Here is a 14,814-nt window from a genome sequence, read left to right as displayed (position 1 = left end):
GCGGTTCCCATCCCTGCCCTGGAGTCCGCCGTGAATACCGAATCACTTGCCGCGTCCCTCTTCCAGCAACTGCAGCAGGGCCAAGGCCTGCAGCAGGTGTCCCAGCAGTTGGGCATCGACCCCAACCAGGCCAGCAGCGCAGTGGGCGCTGCCCTGCCGCTGCTGCTCGGCGCGATGGGCCGCAATGCGCAGGAACCTCAAGGCGCACAGGCACTGCTGGGCGCCTTGCAGCGTGACCATGCACCGGGTAGTGCCGGGGGCGGCTTCGATCTGGGTGGGCTGCTGGGCAGCGTGCTGGGCGGCGGGGGCGGCAATGCGAGCAATGGCGCCGGCATCCTCGGCCATGTCTTCGGCGGCAACACCGACCGCGCCACCCAGGGCCTGAGCCAAGCCACCGGGCTGGACAGCAGCAAGACCAGCCAGCTGCTCGCCATCCTCGCCCCGATTGTCATGTCCTATCTCGCCCAGCGCTTCGCCAGCGGCGGCAACGCCAATCCCAACCAGCTCAGCCAGGCCCTCGGCCAGGAAGCGCAGAGCGCCAACAGCGGTGGCCTGCTGACCTCCGTGCTGGACCAGGACGGGGATGGGCAGCTGGGCGTCGGCGACCTGCTCAAGCTCGGTGGCGGGCTGTTCGGCAAGCGCTGAAGGCCATCGCTCGAAATAGCCTGCGCCTATCGCATTAGTTGATTCATTCGAATGTACCGAATGAACAGCAGTGATTAACGTGTGGGCACGCCTTCATCCCGGTGCCTCACGGCCCGATGTGCAGGCAACCTTCCCGACGTCGCCATCGCCTCCCCCACGCCGATGGCGGCCACGTTCGCCAGTACACAGGTAGATACCCATGAAAAGCGAAGCCAAGTGCCCGTTCAACCACGCCCTCGTCGGCGATGCCACCACCAATCGCGACTGGTGGCCCAAGCAGCTTCGGGTGGACCTGCTCAACCAGCACTCGACCCGCTCGCATCCGCTGGATGAGGCATTCGATTACGCCGAGGCCTTCAAGGGCCTGGATTACGCAGCACTCAAGGCCGACCTGAAGGCCTTGATGACCGATTCCCAGGACTGGTGGCCGGCCGACTTCGGGCACTACGGCGGCCTGTTCGTGCGCATGGCCTGGCACAGCGCCGGCACCTACCGTATCGGCGATGGCCGTGGCGGCGCCGGCCGCGGCCAGCAGCGCTTCGCCCCGCTCAACAGCTGGCCGGACAACGTCAGCCTGGACAAGGCACGCCGCCTGCTGTGGCCGATCAAGCAGAAGTACGGCCAGGCGATCTCCTGGGCTGACCTGCTGGTGCTCACCGGCAACGTCGCGCTCGAATCGATGGGCTTCAAGACACTCGGCTTCGCCGGCGGCCGCCCGGATACCTGGGAACCCGACCAGGATGTGTACTGGGGCCGCGAGACCACCTGGCTCGGCGGCGACGTGCGCTATACGCATGGCTCCGAAGGCGTGCAGGAAGACCACGGCGTGCTGGTCTCCGATGATGACGCCGACGGCGACATCCACTCGCGCGATCTGGAGAACCCGCTGGCCGCGGTGCAGATGGGCCTGATCTACGTCAATCCGGAAGGCCCGGACGGCAATCCCGATCCGCTCAAGGCGGCCTTCGACATCCGCGATACGTTCGGCCGGATGGCCATGGACGATGAGGAAACCGTCGCGCTGATCGCCGGTGGCCACAGCTTCGGCAAGACCCACGGCGCCGGCCCGGCCGACAACGTCGATGTGGAACCGGAAGCGGCGGGCCTGGAAAGCCAGGGCCTGGGCTGGGCCAACCGATTCGGCACCGGCAAGGGCGGCGATACCATCACCAGTGGCCTGGAAGTGACCTGGACGCGCACCCCGGCGCAGTGGAGCCATGACTTCTTCGAGATCCTGTTCGGCCACGAGTGGGAGCTGACCAAGAGCCCGGCCGGTGCGCACCAGTGGGTGGCCAAGGACAGCGAGGCGATCATTCCGGACGCGCACGATCCCTCGAAGAAGCACCGCCCGACCATGCTCACCACCGATCTGTCGCTGCGTGTGGACCCGGCCTACGAAAAGATCTCGCGCCGCTTCCTGGCCGATCCGCAGGCCTTCGCCGATGCCTTTGCCCGTGCGTGGTTCAAGCTGACCCATCGCGACATGGGCCCGCGTGCACGCTACCTCGGCCCGGAAATTCCGGCCGAAGAATTCGTCTGGCAGGACCCGGTGCCAGCGGCCCCGCAGACCACCCTCAGCGCGCAGGACATCGCCGCGCTGAAGCAGCAGATCGGCGCGGCCGGGCTGAGCGCGGGCGAGCTGGTTTCCACCGCGTGGGCGTCGGCCTCGACCTTCCGCGGCTCGGACAAGCGCGGCGGCGCCAACGGTGCGCGTGTGCGCCTGGCCCCGCAGAAGGACTGGGCGGTCAACCAGCCGCAGCAGCTGGGCAAGGTGCTGGCCGCGCTGGAGAAGATCCAGGCCGGCTTCACCGGCGACGGCGGTGCGCAGGTCTCGCTGGCCGATCTGATCGTGCTGGCCGGCAATGTCGGCGTCGAGCAGGCGGCCAAGGCCGGTGGCCATGAGGTCAGCGTGCCGTTCAACCCGGGCCGCACCGATGCCAGCCAGGAGCAGACCGATGTGGCGTCCTTCGCCGTGCTGGAGCCGTATGCCGATGGCTTCCGCAATTACGTCAAAGGTCGCTACAGCGTGCCCACCGAGGCGCTGCTGATCGACCGTGCGCAGCTGCTCACACTGACCGCACCGGAGATGACCGCGCTGGTCGGCGGCCTGCGGGTGATCGGCACCAACCTCGGTGGCAGCAAGGAGGGCGTGTTCACCGATCGCGTCGGCACGTTGAGCAACGACTACTTCGTCAACCTGCTCGACATGCGCACGCAGTGGGTCGCCAGTGGCGATGGCTACAGCGGCCGCGACCGCAGTACCGGCGCGCAGCGCTGGAGCGGCAGCCGCGTGGATCTGGTGTTCGGCTCGAACTCGGTGCTGCGCGCCCTGGCCGAGGTCTACGCCAGCGCGGACGGCGAGAAGAAGTTCGTCCGCGACTTCGTGGCCGCCTGGGCGCGGGTGATGGAGCTGGACCGTTACGACCTGCGTTGATTCAACACCGTAGGCACAGACAAAGACCGGGCCGCATGGCCCGGTTTTTCATGCGTGCAGCACGCAGATCACAGCGCGTCCAGATCCCCCAGCGCGCGGATCAACCGACGCGCACGCTTGTCCGGCTTGTGCTCCGGCGGCTGGTAACCGTTGTTCGCTGCCGCTCGCTGCAGGCGCAGTTCCGCCCGGCGTGCAAGCGAGGCCTCGCTCTCGGCATACAACTGCTGCGCCACCGGCGCCGGGCCGCGCATCTCGCTCAGGCCACGCACCTCGATATCGAACACTTCATCGCCACGGCTGATCTGCAGCGCTTCGCCCACGCGCACCGCGCGCGAGGATTTCGGGCGCTGCCCGGCGACATCCACCTTGCCGGTTTCCACCGCCTGTTTGGCCAGGCTGCGGGTTCGATAGAACCGTGCGGCCCACAGCCACACATCCAGCCGCACGGCGGCCACCGGTATTGCATCAGTCATGCTTTCTACCCAGCTCCACGGCGTTGGCCGGTTGTCGGTTCAGGGGGTGCGTCGCGTCCGGATTACCGCGGCACCCGGTGCCACCGATCAGTGCCGGTACCCCGGCATCCAGATCGCGGCGCTGGCTGCCGACCTGGCATTCCGGTCGGTCCATCGGCCGCACCTGCGCATCGCGCAGGCGGTCGTCCGTACTCGAACATGCGGTCAGCGCGGCGCCAATCAAGAGGGCCATCGCGGCGGGGATGAACCGGTCAGCCGGGAGCATCTGCAGCCGGCCAGCGGCCGGCACTACCGGGGGAGTGGCTGACGTGCGGTGAGACGATGAAGTGCGCATCGCGATATCCCCTTGATGGGCTTGGTGCTAGTGTGCCGCTCTCTGAGCTTGATCTCCAGCGCACATGGCCAAAGCGCCGCTTGACCTGACCACGGGCCCGATCGGGCGCAATCTGTTCCTGTTCGCCCTGCCGATCCTGGCCGGCAACATCGCCCAGTCGATGAACGGCTCGGTGAACGCGATCTGGGTCGGCCGCTTCCTCGGCGAGGCGGCGCTGACCGCCACCGCGAACGCCAACAACATCATGTTCTTCCTGATCGGCTCGGTGTTCGGGATCGGCATGGCCGCCTCGATCCTGATCGGCCAGTCGATGGGCGCGCGCGACCTGCCCCAGGCCCGCCGCGTGATGGGCACCAGTGCGACCTTCTTCATCGGCCTGTCGGTGGTGATCGCGATCGCCGGCTGGTGGCTGTCGCATCCGCTGCTGGCGGCGATGGGCACACCGGCCGAATCGCTGCCGCTGGCCGAGGCCTACCTGCGCATCATCTTCCTGGCGATGCCCACGCTGTATGCCTTCGCGTTCCTCAGTTCGGCACTGCGCGGCGTCGGTGACTCACGCACGCCGTTCCGCTTCCTGCTGCTCTCGGTGGTGCTGGATATCGGCTTCAACCCGCTGCTGATCTTCGGCATCGGCCCGTTCCCGCAGCTGGGCATCGCCGGCGCGGCCTGGGCCACGTTGATCGCGCAGACCCTCTCGCTGCTCGGCCTGCTCTGGTACATGCGCAACAAGCGCCATGTGCTGTGGCTGGGCCGCAAGGACATGGCGCTGTTCAAGATCGATGGCGAGATCCTGCGCGCCTTGGTGGTCAAGGGCGTACCGATGGGTCTGCAGATGGTGCTGATCTCGCTGTCGATGATCCTGATGATGACCATGGTCAACAGCTACGGCACCGACACCGCCGCCGCGTATGGCGCCTCGCTGCAGCTGTGGACGTACGTACAGATGCCGGCGATGGCGATCGGTGCGGCGTGCTCGACCATGGCCGCGCAGAACGTCGGCGCGCAGCGCTGGGATCGCGTGCGCGGCACCGCCCGCAGCGGCGTGCTCTACAACTTCCTGCTGACCGGCGTGCTGATCCTGCCGCTGATCCTGCTCGACCGCTACACGCTCGCCCTGTTCCTGCCCGAGGGCAGCCAGGCGCTGGAGGTAGCGCGCCACCTCAACCACATCGCGGTGTGGTCGTTCCTGTTCTTCGGCGTGAACTTCGTGATCTCCGGCGTGGTGCGCTCGACCGGCGCGGTGATTCCCCCGCTGCTGATCCTGGCGGCCTCGCTGTGGGGCATCCGCGTGCCGTTCGCCGAGCTGCTGCAGGACCGCTGGGGGGCCGACGCGGTGTGGTGGAGTTTCCCGGTCAGCTCGTTCTGCGCGATGCTGATGTCGCTGGCGTATTACCGCTGGGGCGGCTGGCGCAAGGCGCGGATGTTGCCCAGCCATCGCGAGGAACTGGCCGCCCCGGCCGAGGTGCCCGCCTCGCCGCCCTCCCCGGTGGCGGACCCGAACCCGACCACCCCGCTGCAACCGGCCCGGGCCGGCACTGCCCACCCGGATTAAGCCACGCGCCCCTGCAGCAGGGTCTTCCAGGCAGGCAGTTGGTAGCGCCGGCGCTGGTAGCGCATCAGCAGCGCCATCATCACGCCGAACAACAGCCCGGCCATGACAGCACTGCCAACGGTGATGCCGAGCGTGAGCGAGCCAAGGTCCAGGACCAGCCACATCAAGGCGCGCCACAACACGCCCCACAACACGCCAAACAGCCCACCCATCACGAACAGGTTGGCACTGAAGCTGGCGAGCAGCGGTGGCGGCACGCGCAGCCCCATGCGCCACAACAGCCGATGCATCGGCGGTGCGCGCATGCCGGCGGGCACGTTGGCGTCGGCCATGGCCTGCAACGCGTGACGAACATCGGCGGGATAACGGTCCATCTCGGTCTCTTCAGCAGGAAGGGAAAGCCAGCAAAAAAACAGCGTCAGCCCGCGATGCAGGCCACAAACGCAAACGGCCACCCGAAGGTGGCCGTTTGAGGCGACAACCAACGTTGTCGGCCGGGAATTACTGGGCAGCCTTGGCAGCCAGGCGCGCGGCCTTGGCCTGCGCAGCAGCAGCCAGATCTTCCTTGATGCGGGCAGCCTTGCCTTCCAGACCACGCAGGTAGTACAGCTTGCCGGCGCGGACCTTACCACGACGCTTCACTTCGACCGAGTCGATGATGGCGCTGTGGGTCTGGAAGACGCGCTCGACGCCGTAGCCGTGCGAGATCTTGCGGACGGTGAACGCGGAGTTCAGGCCGGCGTTCTTGGTGCCGATGACGACGCCTTCGTAAGCCTGCACGCGCTCACGGTTGCCTTCCTTCACCTTCACGTTGACGACGACGGTGTCACCCTGGCTGAACTTCGGCAGCTCGCGGGTGATCTGGGCGGATTCGAAGTCCGAGAGGATGGATTTGTTCAGCTTGCTCATGGGTGCACCGATAATGTTCGGGTGATCGTGTCGTTCGACAACGTGGGCTCATGCAGTCACCGGACTGTGCTGCACGTTTTTTGTAGGGGTTCCTGCCAACGAGCCCCAAAAGGCCGATGGCAATCCCGAATTGTAAACAAGATCCCGCCCCCGCGCTAGGGGGTTGGATCCTTGGCAACGGCCTGCCGTGCCTGCTCCAGCAGGACGCGGTCGGCCTTGGACAACTGGCCTTCGTCGAGCAGATCCGGCCGCCGCAGCGCCGTGCGCAGCAACGACTGCTGCCGGCGCCAGCGGGCGATGGCGGCATGGTTGCCCGAGCGCAGCACGTCCGGGACAGTGCCCCATTCATGCTGGGCCGGATGGCTGTAATGCGGGCAGTCCAGCAGCCCCTGCGGGCCTTCGAAACTGTCCTGCGCGGCCGATTCGGCATCGCCGAGGGCCCCGTTCTGCAGGCGGGTCACCGCATCGACGATCACCGCCGCGCCCAGCTCACCGCCGGACAGAACGTAATCGCCGAGGGAAATTTCCTCGGTGACCTCGGCATCGAGGAAGCGCTCGTCAATGCCCTCATAGCGGCCGCAGAGCAGGATCATGCGCGGCAGTGCCGCCAGCTCCCGGACCTTGGCCTGGGTCAGCGGCCTGCCCTGCGGGCTGAGGTAGATCACCGGCGCGGGCGCCGGATCGGCAGCTTTCGCGGCCGCCAGACAGGCCCGCAGCGGCTCGATCAGCATGACCATGCCCGGCCCACCCCCGAATGGACGGTCGTCCACCCGGCGGTAATTGCCTTCGGCATAGTCACGCGGATTCCAGCCGTGCAGGTCCAGCAGACCGCGCTCGGCAGCACGGCCGACCACGCCCAGCGCGGCCGACTGCGCCATGAACTCGGGGAACAACGTGACGACGTCGATACGCATCCGGCCTAGAACTCCGGATCCCAGTCGACCACGATCAGGTTGGCCTCGAAATCCACCGAGACGACGAATTCGGGCTGCACGAACGGAATCATCCGCTCACGATCCCCCTGCACCACGAGCACGTCGTTGGAGCCGGTCGAGAACAGGTGTGACGCCCGCCCAAGTTCGACACCTTCAACGGTACGCACCTGCAAGCCCTCCAGATCGACCCAGTAATACTCATCGGGCTTCGGGGGCGGCAGCGCGCTGCGCGCGACATAGACTTCGGTCCCGTACATCGCCTCGACCACATCGCGGTCGGTGATATCGGGAAACACGGCGACCAGATGCTTGCCGGACTGACGTCCGCGTGCACCGGTGAGCGTGCTCTCCTGGCCGGCGGGGGTCCGCAGGATCCAGGGCTGATAGTGGAAAATGGCGGTACGCGGCTCGGTCCAGGACTCGAGCTTGATCTCGCCTCGCACACCAAAAGCGCCGACAATCCTGCCCAGCAGGATGCGGCGCTCGGTATCTTTCATCTGTATAGACCGATGGGCCGCGGCAGGCGCGGCCCTTCAGGATCAGGCCGCGGAGGCCTGGGCCTTGGTCGCTTCCTTGTACAGGTTGCGAACCTTGTCGGTCATCTGGGCGCCGTTGGCGACCCACTTGTCGACCAGCGGCAGGTCCAGCACGATGCGGGACTCGGCACCCTGGGCAACCGGGTTGTAGTAACCGACGCGCTCGATGTTGCGGCCATCACGGGCGCTGCGCGAATCGGTCACGATGATGTGGTAGAACGGACGCTTCTTGGCGCCGCCGCGGGTCAGTCGAATCTTGACCATGGTGTTGTTTCCTCAATTGCCCAGTCGCCAGGATGGCGCGGTAAGCCGGCGATTATAGCGGCGGCCTCCGGTCATTCCAAGCCTGTGAAGACCGGGAAAGCTGAACAGGGCCTGCAGATCAGGCGGTTCAGGCCACCAACGGCTGCCAGGGCGCGGCCGCCAGCACCTGCCGGGCCTTGGCGCACAACGCCGCCGAGTTGGTCAGTACGCCCCCATCGATCACCGCGATCGGCCAGATGCCGGCTGCGTTGCAGGCGATGGCCGCATCGAACCCGGCCAGGTCCGCCAGCGCGACCGGCCGCGCCTGCTGATCACTGCCCCACCCGGCCTGCAGCAGGCGCTCCTGGGTACCGCGCAGCGCCGGCGCGTGCGGCCAGATCAACGTGTCACCCGAGGCGAAGGCGATGTTCCAGGTGGTGCCTTCGCTGACCAGGCCGTCGTCGCCGACGAACAGCGCGTCATCCACCCCGGCCAGCAAGGCCTCGCGGCGCTGCTGGAACAGCGCGAACGTGCCGACGTGCTTCACGTGCGGCAGCTCACGCTGGTAGCGCACCGTCCGCAGCCGCCGCGCTATCACCGGCAGATCGACCGGTGGCGCGGCGGCGACCAGCACATCGACGGCGACCGGCTGCAGCGGCTGCCGGAAATCGAACTGCCGTGAAAACACGGTCACCCGCAGCGAGGCATCGAGCCCACCTTCGGCCTGCAGCGCGGCGTGCATCCAGGCGCGCACCTGCAGCGGATCCAGTGCGGTGCCGAACAGCTCCACCGTGCCCTCCTGCAGACGCTGCAGATGCAGATCCAGCCCCTGCACCGCGCCATTGCGCACCTGCAGCGAGGTGAAATGACCGTAGTTGGTCAGTGCGCCGGCCAGATCATCGGCGCTGGCAACGCGGCCATTGCAGTACAGCCTCATCCGAGCAACGCCTTCGCATCGGCCCACATCTGCTGCAGCACCTCGGCCGCCGGGCGCGCCGGGGCCATCCACGCGGACTGCCCCGCCCAGGCCTGCATCGCATCCAGCGCGTTGTCGCGGCCCGCCTGCGCGCGCATCGGCGCGGTCAGTCCACGCTGCACCGGATACGGCCGCGGCGGTGGTGCATCAGCAGACGCCGCGGCGCGCACATACGCGGTGGCCAGGCCACGGCCGAGGCGACCACTGAAGGCGCGCGTCGGCCAGGTGTCTTCCGGTTCGGCACTGGCCAAGGCCTGTGACCATGCCGGATTCAGATGGCACTCCGGGGTGCGCAGGAACGCGGTGCCCACCTGCACCGCACTCGCCCCCAGCGTCAGGGCTGCTGCGATGCCGCGCCCATCGGCGATGCCACCGGCCGCGATGACCGGGATATCCAGATGATCGGCCAGCCGCGGCAGCAGCGCGAACAATCCGACCAGCTGCCGCTCGGCCGCGTCCGGATCGAACGCACCACGATGGCCGCCCGCCTCGAACCCCTGCGCGACCACCGCATCGGCACCGGCCGCCTGCGCGGCCCGCGCTTCGGCCAAGGTGGTCGCACAGGCGATCCAGGCAATGCCCACGTCTTTGAGGCGCTGCACCTGTGCCGGAGAAAACACGCCCATGATGGTGGAGGCCACCGCCGGGCGCGCCTCGATCAAGGCATCGAACTGCGCGTCGACATCGGCCGGCCCGGCATCGGCAGCGCTGGCCGGCACTTCCGGGCCCCACTGCGCCAGGAAGCGGCGTGTCGCCGCTTCAGCATCGGCATCGCGCGACGGCAGCGGGTCGGGTATCCAGACGTTGACCTGCGCCGGCCCGGCGGACTGCGCGCGAAAATCGGTCATCCACGCCACGATGTCCTGCGGCTGGGACAGCACCGCGCCCATCGCGCCCATGCTGCCCGCGTTGGCCAGCGCGGCCGAGAGCGGCACGGGGCAGGCCCCAGCCATCGGTGCGAGCAGGATCGGGGCCTGCAATGCAAAACGCCGACAGAAGTTGTCGGCGCGTTCGAGAAGCGGGGAACCATTCACGCGCGGCGCACCTGTGGAAGGAGACGGTGCCAGCATACGCTGCACCGCCCCTGCCCGGAATGCACGTGCGCAGGACTCAGCGGAACGGCATGCCGCCGCGGCCGCCCATGGCGCCCATCATCCCCTTCATGCTGCGCATCATGCCCTTCATGCCGCCGCCGGCCATCTTGCTCATCATCTTTTCCATCTGCTGGAACTGCTTCATGAGCTTGTTGACGTCGGCCGGGGTCAGGCCGGAACCGCGCGCGATACGGGCACGGCGCGAGCCGTTGAGCAGGCCCGGGTTGCGGCGCTCTTTCTTGGTCATCGAGTTGATGATCGCGATCATGCGCGGCACTTCCTTGCCCTGGCTGACCTGCTGCTTGAGGTGCTCCGGGATCTGGCCCAGGCCCGGCAGCTTGTCCATCAGGCCGCCGATGCCGCCCATGTTCTGCATCTGCTCCAGCTGGTCGCGCATGTCGTTCAGATCGAACTTCTTGCCCTTGGCGACCTTCTCGGCCAGCTTCTGGGCCTTGTCCTTGTCGACCTGCTGCTCGACCTGCTCCACCAGCGACAGCACGTCACCCATGTCCAGGATGCGGCTGGCGATACGGTCCGGATGGAACACGTCCAGGCCGTCCGGCTTCTCGCTCACACCGACGAACTTGATCGGCTTGCCGGTGATGTAGCGCACGCTCAGCGCGGCACCGCCGCGGGCGTCACCGTCGGTCTTGGTCAGCACCACGCCGGTCAGCGGCAGCGCATCGCCGAAGGCCTTGGCGGTATTGGCGGCATCCTGGCCGGTCATGGCATCGACCACGAACAGCGTTTCAGCGGGGTTGACCGCGGCGTGCAGCGCCTTGATCTCGGCCATCATCGCTTCGTCGATGGCCAGGCGACCGGCGGTATCGACGATCAGCACATCCACGAACGACTTGCGCGCATCATCGATCGCAGCACGAACGATGGCTTCCGGCTTCTGGTCGGCGGTGGACGGGAAGAACAGCACGCCGACCTGGTCGGCCAGGGTCTTGAGCTGCTCGATCGCGGCCGGACGATAGACGTCGGCCGAGACCACCATCACCTTCTTCTTGCGCTTTTCCTTGAGGTGCTTGGCCAGCTTGCCCACCGTGGTGGTCTTGCCCGCACCCTGCAGGCCGGCCATCAGGATGATCGCCGGCGCCGGCACGTTGAGGTTCAGGTCCGAGGCGGCCGAGCCCATGACCGCGGTCAGCTCGTCGCGCACGACCTTGATCAGCGCCTGGCCGGGCGTCAGCGACTTGAGCACTTCCTGGCCCACCGCACGCACCTTGATACGTTCGACCAGCGCCTGCACCACCGGCAGCGCCACGTCGGCTTCAAGCAGCGCGATGCGGACTTCGCGGGTGGCCTCGCGGATGTTTTCCTCGGTCAGGCGACCGCGGCCACGCAGCCGCTCGATGGTGCCGGAGAGGCGCTGGGTCAGGGACTCGAACATGGAAGCGACCTGTTCAGAACAAAAGACAATGAGACCGCCAGTATAACGGTTCCGCCCCGGCTCCCGGACCGGCCCCGGCGGCGGCGCTGCGGGCATCGCCAGCACCCCGGGGGTATGCGAAACTGACACGATGACAATCGTTCTCATCGCGACCCTGCTGTACCTGACCGCCACCGGCCTGCTGGTGCGCGCGGTCGTCCGCGATGATGCGGTGACCTCCCCGGCCTGGCTGTGGCCGGCGCTGCCGGCGATGCTGCTGCACGGCGGCTATCACGTGCTGGTGGCGATGCGTACCAGCGGCGGCCCGGACATGCACTTCTTCGCCGCCCTGTCGCTGGTCGGGCTGGGCATGGCGTGGCTGACCTCGCTGGTCGCCGCGCGCGGGCGCATGGCGGCGCTTGGCGTGCTGGTGTTCCCGATGGCCGCCGTAGTGCTGTGGATCTATCACGCCTACGGCCACGAGCCGAGCAAGCCGCTGGGCTGGCAATTGGCCACGCACGCGTGGATGGCGCTGCTCGCCTACGCCACCCTGAGCGTGGCCGCGTTGCTGGCGATCATGTTGTGGCTGCAGGAACGCGCCCTGCGCCGCCGTGATTTCCGCCCGTGGCTGCGCGCCCTGCCCCCGCTGGCGGACCTGGAAGCGCTGCTGTTCCGGGTGATCGCGGTCGGCTTTGCGCTGTTGACGCTGACCCTGGTCACCGGCGTGCTGTTCGTCGATGACCTGCTGGCCCAGAAGCTGGTGCACAAGACCGTGCTCAGCATCCTGTCCTGGATCGTGTTCGGCACGCTGCTGATCGGGCGCCGCCGTTACGGCTGGCGCGGCGCGAAGGCGGTGCACTGGACCCTGACCGCGATGGCGTTGCTGCTGCTGGCGTTCTTCGGCAGCCAGTTCGTGATCGAACTGGTGTTCGGACGCACGCGATAGCGGCGTGCCGACCAACGGTCGGCACCCACCCGCTATCCTCTGACTACAACCCGTACCGTTCGATCGCATCCAGATGCGGCTGCCGGTCCTGGTCGCAGGCCTCGGCCAGGCGCAGCCAGCAGTGTGGGTGCGCCCACTCCGCCGTCGCCTGCTGCAGGAAGCGATGCAGTGCCAGCGGCGCGTGATCCTGCGGCTGGGCGACCGTGAACAGCAGCCCCGGCAGCGCCCCGTCTTCGGCATCCGGATCGGTCACGGTGTAGTCCGCACGGCTGTGCGACCACACCTTCCAGCCCTGCGCCTCGGCCGCTTCCACCAGCGCGTTCCATGCCGCCTCGCCCGGATGCGCGCCGTCGACCAGCCAGCTGCGGGCGAATCCACCCCGCTCCAGCACGTGCACCTGCGCATAGGTCGGAATGAAGTGCTCGCGCTCGGCTTCATCTTCTGGTGCGGGGTGCACCAGGCCGGCGTCGAACACCACCCAGTCACCCACCTGCTGCGCGCGGTTGGCCGGTGCGTTCTCGACGATGCGCGCGGTCACCGGCCCGCTGCGGCGGGCGTAGTACTCCACCGGCTCGCCGCCGTCTTCGCTGCGGATGATCACCCAGCCCCAGGGCTCTTCGACCACGCCCTGCTGGCTGGACAATTCCATGCCGATCGCGGCCGCCGAGCGGCGCACTGCATCCCAGTCGCGCGCCGCGCTGGCGGCACTCATGTGGTCCCAGTGCGCGGCATTCGGCTCCTCCAGCGTCTCCACCAACTGCGCGTAGCAGGCCTGCGCATCGCTGAAACGGCCGGTCTCCATGTACATGCTGGCAAGCGTCCGGCGTGCGCCGTTCGAGCCCGGCGACAACGCCAACAACGCCTGCGCGGCCTGTTCCATCGCCGGCCAGTCGGACGCGCGCCGTGCACGCTGTACTTCGCACCAGTGCGCGAACACCGGCACGCTGTCGCGATAGGTCGCGGCCAGCCGGCGCAGGCCATCATCATCGCCCTGCTCGGCCAGCCAACGCATCAGGGTGTAGGCCGCCGCGCCATCTTCCTGCGCGTGGCCGCGCACGAAGTCCCACAGCAGCGCCATGGCTTCGGTGGTAGCGCCGCAGGCGTGCAGCGCCGAGGCTGCGACCTCGGCCAGTGCGTCGTCGTCGGGCTGCTCGGCGTGCGCCTGCAGCAGCCACTGCGCTTCACGCTCGGGATCGCGCGACTGGTGCTGTTCGCCCTGCGCTTGCAGCCATGCCAGCAGTTCATCGGCGGGCACCGGCAGCGGTGCCATCTCCGGCAGTGCCTCGATCCGTGCGGCCAAGCCGGCCACCAGCGCGGCAGCGCCACGATCCTGCCGCAGCTGCGCCAGATGGGTCCGGGCCAGACCGAGCTGGCGCTGCGCCACCCAGCGCGCACCACGCTGCAGGGCCAGTTCCAGGCTCAATGCAGCGATCTCGATCACCAAGCGATGCGCGCCGACCGCGGCGAAGTGCTCGATGATCGTGTTGAACCGCGTCCCCAGATCCCAGGTATTGCGTGCACCATCCCGGCTGCACAGTGTCGAGGCGGTATTGGCCCACAACCGCCAGTGGTTCGGCGTCAGCTCGTTCCATGCCACCAGCTGCTGCAGTGCGTCTTCATCACGTCCCAGCTGCGCCAGCGCCCAGGCCTTGGACAGACGGCGCGGCACTGTGCAGTTGGCCGGCTCGTAGTCGCCTGCAGCAGCCACTTCGGCCTCGCGCTGCTCGATCAGTGCCAGCGCCTCCTCCGCACGGCCGCTGGCCAGCAGGATCTTGATCTGCATTTCCGGGAAGCTGTCGAACACCTCCTTGCCACGCGCCTGGATCGCCGCCGCCTGCACCTGCAGGTACTCCAGCGCGTCCTGGCCGCGGCCGTCGTCCAGCAGCGCGTCCGCCTTCTCGCAGCTCAGGCACTGGAAGCAGGCCCAGCTTGGGTCGATGCGGCCCAGCGTCTCGTCGCAGACCTCGATGCGCTCGGGCACCCAGCCCGGACCATCGATGTTGCCGTAACAGGCGGCAAGATCCTGGGTGACGCAGATCGACTGTGGGCAGTCCAGGGTATCGGCACGGTGTGCGCGCTCGAACAGCGCCACCGACTCGCCCAGTGCGCTTTCACCTTCCATGCGGTTGCCGACGCGGTTGCGCAGCGCCCAATGGCCGACATAGACGTCGACCCAGGGATTGTCGAGTGCCTTGCCCAGCGCGCGCGCTTCGGGCAGCAGTGCATCGACGCGGTCGACCTGCAGTTCACTGACGTCATCGGCAAGGCGGGTCAGCAGGTGGGCGTTCTGTGCCTGCCCGGCCTGACGCAGGTCTTCCTGCAGTTTTTCAACCCAGTTCCAGATATCCATGGGGGAATGCTC

15 protein-coding genes are annotated in these 14,814 nt (G+C 67.7%); 4 read left to right on the top strand and 11 right to left on the bottom strand.

Going from position 1 to position 14,814, the window contains the following annotated elements; genetic code table 11:
- Nucleotides 1–30: 30 nt before the first annotated feature.
- Entirely contained in the window at nucleotides 31–645 is a 615-nt protein-coding gene (locus BCL79_RS17825; protein ID WP_121043499.1) for a DUF937 domain-containing protein, read from the top strand.
- A gap of 199 nt (nucleotides 646–844) precedes the next feature.
- The gene (gene katG / locus BCL79_RS17820; RefSeq protein WP_121043496.1) at nucleotides 845–3,079 is read left to right on the top strand and encodes a catalase/peroxidase HPI; all 2,235 of its coding nucleotides are present in this window, start codon (nucleotides 845–847) and stop codon (nucleotides 3,077–3,079) included.
- Nucleotides 3,080–3,147: 68 nt separating this feature from the next.
- Here katG and BCL79_RS17815 read toward each other — a convergent pair whose 3' ends face one another.
- Together BCL79_RS17815 and BCL79_RS17810 are read right to left on the bottom strand one after the other, a co-directional pair.
- Nucleotides 3,148–3,552, bottom strand: coding sequence for an RNA-binding S4 domain-containing protein (locus BCL79_RS17815; RefSeq protein ID WP_121043493.1), 405 nt, complete (start codon nucleotides 3,550–3,552; stop codon nucleotides 3,148–3,150).
- The gene (locus BCL79_RS17810) at nucleotides 3,545–3,784 is read right to left on the bottom strand and encodes a hypothetical protein (protein WP_259462208.1); all 240 of its coding nucleotides are present in this window, start codon (nucleotides 3,782–3,784) and stop codon (nucleotides 3,545–3,547) included. Before BCL79_RS17810 ends, BCL79_RS17815 begins: the two co-directional genes overlap by 8 nt.
- A 166-nt stretch (nucleotides 3,785–3,950) precedes the next feature.
- Between BCL79_RS17810 and BCL79_RS17805 the strand changes: the two genes are divergently transcribed.
- Complete coding sequence (locus tag BCL79_RS17805) at nucleotides 3,951–5,438, top strand: MATE family efflux transporter (RefSeq protein WP_121043490.1); 1,488 nt, start codon at nucleotides 3,951–3,953, stop codon at nucleotides 5,436–5,438.
- Here the strand turns inward: BCL79_RS17805 and BCL79_RS17800 are convergent.
- The 8 genes from BCL79_RS17800 to ffh form a co-directional block, all read right to left on the bottom strand.
- Entirely contained in the window at nucleotides 5,435–5,812 is a 378-nt protein-coding gene (locus tag BCL79_RS17800; RefSeq protein WP_121043487.1) for a DUF6404 family protein, read from the bottom strand. The genes BCL79_RS17805 and BCL79_RS17800 overlap by 4 nt on opposite strands.
- A gap of 127 nt (nucleotides 5,813–5,939) precedes the next feature.
- Nucleotides 5,940–6,347: a 50S ribosomal protein L19 gene (rplS, locus tag BCL79_RS17795; protein ID WP_019184486.1), complete on the bottom strand. Its 408-nt coding sequence runs from the start codon at nucleotides 6,345–6,347 to the stop codon at nucleotides 5,940–5,942.
- Between the two features lie 155 nt (nucleotides 6,348–6,502).
- A complete protein-coding gene (trmD, locus tag BCL79_RS17790; protein ID WP_121043484.1) occupies nucleotides 6,503–7,261 on the bottom strand; it encodes a tRNA (guanosine(37)-N1)-methyltransferase TrmD in 759 nt (252 codons plus the stop codon).
- A 5-nt stretch (nucleotides 7,262–7,266) separates the two neighbouring features.
- Entirely contained in the window at nucleotides 7,267–7,779 is a 513-nt protein-coding gene (gene rimM, locus BCL79_RS17785; protein WP_121043481.1) for a ribosome maturation factor RimM, read from the bottom strand.
- A gap of 42 nt (nucleotides 7,780–7,821) precedes the next feature.
- Complete coding sequence (gene rpsP, locus BCL79_RS17780) at nucleotides 7,822–8,082, bottom strand: 30S ribosomal protein S16 (protein WP_017356068.1); 261 nt, start codon at nucleotides 8,080–8,082, stop codon at nucleotides 7,822–7,824.
- 127 nt (nucleotides 8,083–8,209) lie between these two features.
- A complete protein-coding gene (locus BCL79_RS17775) occupies nucleotides 8,210–8,998 on the bottom strand; it encodes an aminotransferase class IV family protein (protein WP_121043478.1) in 789 nt (262 codons plus the stop codon).
- Nucleotides 8,995–10,071 (bottom strand): NAD(P)H-dependent flavin oxidoreductase, encoded by a 1,077-nt coding sequence (locus tag BCL79_RS17770; protein WP_121043475.1) that lies wholly within the window; start codon nucleotides 10,069–10,071, stop codon nucleotides 8,995–8,997. The genes BCL79_RS17775 and BCL79_RS17770 overlap by 4 nt, the downstream gene beginning before the upstream one ends.
- Before the next feature lie 76 nt (nucleotides 10,072–10,147).
- Nucleotides 10,148–11,527: a signal recognition particle protein gene (gene ffh, locus BCL79_RS17765; RefSeq protein WP_019184491.1), complete on the bottom strand. Its 1,380-nt coding sequence runs from the start codon at nucleotides 11,525–11,527 to the stop codon at nucleotides 10,148–10,150.
- 130 nt (nucleotides 11,528–11,657) lie between these two features.
- On the opposite strand from ffh, the gene BCL79_RS17760 reads away from it, so the two are divergent.
- Nucleotides 11,658–12,452: a cytochrome C assembly family protein gene (locus BCL79_RS17760; protein ID WP_121043472.1), complete on the top strand. Its 795-nt coding sequence runs from the start codon at nucleotides 11,658–11,660 to the stop codon at nucleotides 12,450–12,452.
- Between the two features lie 43 nt (nucleotides 12,453–12,495).
- Here the strand turns inward: BCL79_RS17760 and BCL79_RS17755 are convergent, their stop codons facing one another.
- Nucleotides 12,496–14,802: a tetratricopeptide repeat protein gene (locus tag BCL79_RS17755; protein ID WP_121043469.1), complete on the bottom strand. Its 2,307-nt coding sequence runs from the start codon at nucleotides 14,800–14,802 to the stop codon at nucleotides 12,496–12,498.
- Nucleotides 14,803–14,814 lie beyond the last annotated feature (12 nt).

It is taken from the genome of Stenotrophomonas rhizophila, from assembly GCF_003651185.1.
In the GTDB taxonomy this organism is placed as follows: Bacteria; Pseudomonadota; Gammaproteobacteria; order Xanthomonadales; family Xanthomonadaceae; genus Stenotrophomonas; species Stenotrophomonas maltophilia_Z.
Note: the sequence above shows the minus strand (reverse complement) of the source record. Positions and strands in the feature narration are given on the sequence as shown.

Excerpts from the sequence above, each read along its gene's own strand:
- trmD (WP_121043484.1), bottom strand. The coding sequence starts at position 7,261 with ATGCGTATCGACGTCGTCACGTTGTTCCCCGAGTTCATGGCGCAGTCG.
- BCL79_RS17815 (WP_121043493.1), bottom strand. The coding sequence starts at position 3,552 with ATGACTGATGCAATACCGGTGGCCGCCGTGCGGCTGGATGTGTGGCTG.
- BCL79_RS17805 (WP_121043490.1), top strand. The coding sequence starts at position 3,951 with ATGGCCAAAGCGCCGCTTGACCTGACCACGGGCCCGATCGGGCGCAAT.
- BCL79_RS17760 (WP_121043472.1), top strand. The coding sequence starts at position 11,658 with ATGACAATCGTTCTCATCGCGACCCTGCTGTACCTGACCGCCACCGGC.
- rimM (WP_121043481.1), bottom strand. The coding sequence starts at position 7,779 with ATGAAAGATACCGAGCGCCGCATCCTGCTGGGCAGGATTGTCGGCGCT.
- BCL79_RS17755 (WP_121043469.1), bottom strand. The coding sequence starts at position 14,802 with ATGGATATCTGGAACTGGGTTGAAAAACTGCAGGAAGACCTGCGTCAG.
- rpsP (WP_017356068.1), bottom strand. The coding sequence starts at position 8,082 with ATGGTCAAGATTCGACTGACCCGCGGCGGCGCCAAGAAGCGTCCGTTC.
- BCL79_RS17775 (WP_121043478.1), bottom strand. The coding sequence starts at position 8,998 with ATGAGGCTGTACTGCAATGGCCGCGTTGCCAGCGCCGATGATCTGGCC.
- BCL79_RS17810 (WP_259462208.1), bottom strand. The coding sequence starts at position 3,784 with ATGGCCCTCTTGATTGGCGCCGCGCTGACCGCATGTTCGAGTACGGAC.
- rplS (WP_019184486.1), bottom strand. The coding sequence starts at position 6,347 with ATGAGCAAGCTGAACAAATCCATCCTCTCGGACTTCGAATCCGCCCAG.
- BCL79_RS17800 (WP_121043487.1), bottom strand. The coding sequence starts at position 5,812 with ATGGACCGTTATCCCGCCGATGTTCGTCACGCGTTGCAGGCCATGGCC.
- ffh (WP_019184491.1), bottom strand. The coding sequence starts at position 11,527 with ATGTTCGAGTCCCTGACCCAGCGCCTCTCCGGCACCATCGAGCGGCTG.
- katG (WP_121043496.1), top strand. The coding sequence starts at position 845 with ATGAAAAGCGAAGCCAAGTGCCCGTTCAACCACGCCCTCGTCGGCGAT.